This is a genomic window from Mycobacterium palustre (assembly GCF_002101785.1).
Taxonomy (GTDB): Bacteria; Actinomycetota; Actinomycetes; order Mycobacteriales; family Mycobacteriaceae; genus Mycobacterium; species Mycobacterium palustre.
This window is the reverse complement of sequence record NZ_LQPJ01000158.1, coordinates 1-2730: the sequence shown is the minus strand read 5'-3', so window position 1 is coordinate 2730 and position 2730 is coordinate 1. Positions and strand designations below refer to the sequence as shown.

At 71.4% G+C, this 2730-nt stretch carries 2 protein-coding genes; one reads left to right on the top strand and one right to left on the bottom strand.

Annotation, left to right across the window (positions count from 1 at the left end; all coding sequences use genetic code 11):
* Positions 1–78: 78 nt before the first annotated feature.
* Positions 79–1341, bottom strand: coding sequence for a serine--tRNA ligase (gene serS, locus AWC19_RS28695; RefSeq protein ID WP_085081450.1), 1263 nt, complete (start codon positions 1339–1341; stop codon positions 79–81).
* A gap of 120 nt (positions 1342–1461) precedes the next feature.
* Between serS and AWC19_RS28690 the strand changes: the two genes are divergently transcribed.
* Positions 1462–2730 (top strand): septum formation family protein (locus AWC19_RS28690; protein WP_169718159.1); only part of this gene is annotated, 1269 nt, incomplete at its 3' end.

Below are 2730 nucleotides of genomic sequence, written 5' to 3'. Positions count from 1 at the left end.
ACACTCAACGCCGCCACAGCGCACTCAGCGGCCTACCACCCATCAGCCGCCTGTAACCAACGTTATGGCCGGGTACACCTAGCTCGACGGTGGCTCCAGCACCTCGGTGCCCACGAACGGGACCAGCGCGTCGGGCACCCGCACGCTGCCGTCGGGCCGCTGGTGGTTCTCCAGGATTGCGACCAGCCACCGTGTGGTGCCCAACGTCCCGTTGAGCGTGGCCGCGATCTGGGGCTTGCCGTTGTCGTCGCGGTAGCGCGTGGCCAGCCGACGGGCCTGGAAAGTGGTGCAGTTCGACGTCGACGTCAGCTCGCGATAGGCGCCCTGCGTGGGCACCCAGGCCTCGCAGTCGAACTTGCGCGCGGCCGACGAGCCGAGATCGCCTGCGGCGACGTCGATTACGCGATACGGCACCTCGATTTGGGCCAGCATCTCGCGCTGCCAGCCCAGCAGTCGCTGATGTTCGGCCTCGGCGTCGGCGGGGCGGCAGTAGACGAAGCCCTCCACCTTGTCGAACTGGTGCACCCGGATGATGCCGCGGGTGTCCTTGCCGTAGCTGCCGGCCTCCCGCCGGAAACACGACGACCAGCCCGCATAGCGCAGCGGCCCGCCGGACAGGTCCAGGATCTCGTCGGCGTGGTAGCCCGCCAGCGGCACCTCGGAGGTGCCCACCAAGTAGAGGTCGTCGGCGTCGACCCGGTACACCTCGTCGGCGTGCGCCCCGAGGAACCCGGTGCCCGACATCACCTCGGGGCGCACCAGCACCGGCGGGATCACCGGGATGAATCCGTTGTCGACGGCCAGCCGCAGGGCCAGCTGCAACAGCCCGAGTTGCAGCAGGGCGCCGCGGCCGGTCAAAAAGTAGAACCGCGAGCCCGACACCTTGGCGCCGCGCTGCATGTCGATCAGCCCCAGCGCCTCGCCCAGCTGGAGGTGATCCTTGGGATCGTCGATGGCCGCCGGCTCGCCGACGACGTCGAGCACCCGGTAGTCGTCCTCCCCGCCGGCCGGGACTCCGTCGATGACGACGTTGGAAATCGCCATGTGGGCCGCCGTGAACGCCGCCTCGGCGTCGGCCTGGGCGGCCTCGGCGGCCTTCACCTGCTCGGCGAGCTCCTTGGCGCGCGCCAGCCTGGCCGGGCGCTCGTCGGGGGATGCGGCGCCCACGCTCTTGCTGACCGCCTTCTGCTCGGCCCGCAGCGAGTCGGCCGACGAGATCGCCGAGCGGCGCTGGGCGTCGGCCGCCAGCAGGGCGTCCACCAGCGCCGGGTCCTCGCCACGGCTGAGTTGGGAACGGCGCACGACGTCGGGGTCTTCCCGGAGCAGCTTCAGGTCGATCACGGCCAAGACACTACTTTTGCGGCGGCGGGCCGTTCGCGGAGCACCCGGCGGGACGATCACACTGCATCACATCTGCAACATTTGTAACAGGTCTTAGCCGGCCCTGTCAGAATGGACCCGATGTCGCAAGCGCCCGAGATGGAAGCTTCGCAGGCCGGCACCCCCGCCGGCCCCCCAGCCGACCCCGCCGAGCGCCCGGAGGGTGGCCTCCAGTGGCCCCGCGGGCTGCAGGCGACGGCCACGCGGCGGGCATTGCTGCTCACCGCGCTCGGCGCGCTGCTGATCGCGGGGCTGGTCACCGCGATTCCGGTCGCGCCGGGTCAGGGGCGGCTCGCCGGCTACATGGGTGGCAACCCGGTGCCCAGCACGGGAAGCCGGGGCGACGCCACCTTCAACCGCGCCCGCGGCGGCGACTGTCTGATGTGGCCGGACGCGACCCCCGAGTCCGCCACCATCGTCGGCTGCGCCGACAACCACAAGTTCGAAGTGGCCGATTCCGTGGACATGAGCACCTTCCCCGGCTCCGAGTACGGTCCCAGCGCGGCTCCCCCGTCGCCGGCGCGCATTCAGCAGATGACGCAGGAGCAGTGCGAGCCGGCGATCCGCCGATACCTCGGGCCGAAGTTCGACCCCAACAGCAAGTTCACCATCAGCCTGCTGTGGGCCGGTGACCGGGCGTGGCGCCAGTCCGGCGAACGCCGCATGCTGTGCGGCCTGCAGCTGCCCGGTGCCAACAACCAGCAGGAGGTGTTCAAGGGCAAGGTCTCCGACGTCGACCAGTCCAAGGTGTGGCCGGCCGGCACCTGCCTGAGCATCGACCCGACCACCAACCAGCCGATCGACGTCCCGGTCGACTGCGCGGCGCCGCACGCCATGGAGGTCACCGGCACGGTGAACCTCGCCGAGAGGTTCCCCGGCGCGCTGCCGTCCGAGCCCGACCAGGACGGGTTCATCAAGGACGCGTGCACCAAGATGACCGACGCCTACCTGGCGCCGGTGAAGCTGCGCACCACCACGCTGACGTTGATCTACCCCACGGTGTCGCTGCCGAGCTGGTCGGCGGGCAGCCGCGAGGTGGCGTGCAGCATCGGCGCGACGCTGGGCTACGGCGGCTGGGCCACGCTGGTCAACAGCGCCAAGGGCCACCTGCTGATCAACGGTCAGCCCCCGGTACCGCCGCCGGACATCCCCGAGGAGCGGCTCACCCTGCCGCCGATCCCGGTGCAGGCGCCCGCGCAGGCCCCGGCCCAGACGAGCTCGGCGCCCGACGCCATCCCGCCGAACAACCAACACCTCCCGCAGCAACAGCCGGTGGTGACCCAGGCACCGCAGGGGCCGGCACCGCAGGGCCCCCCGCCGCCGGCCAACGCCGGGGCGCCGCCCCCGGCC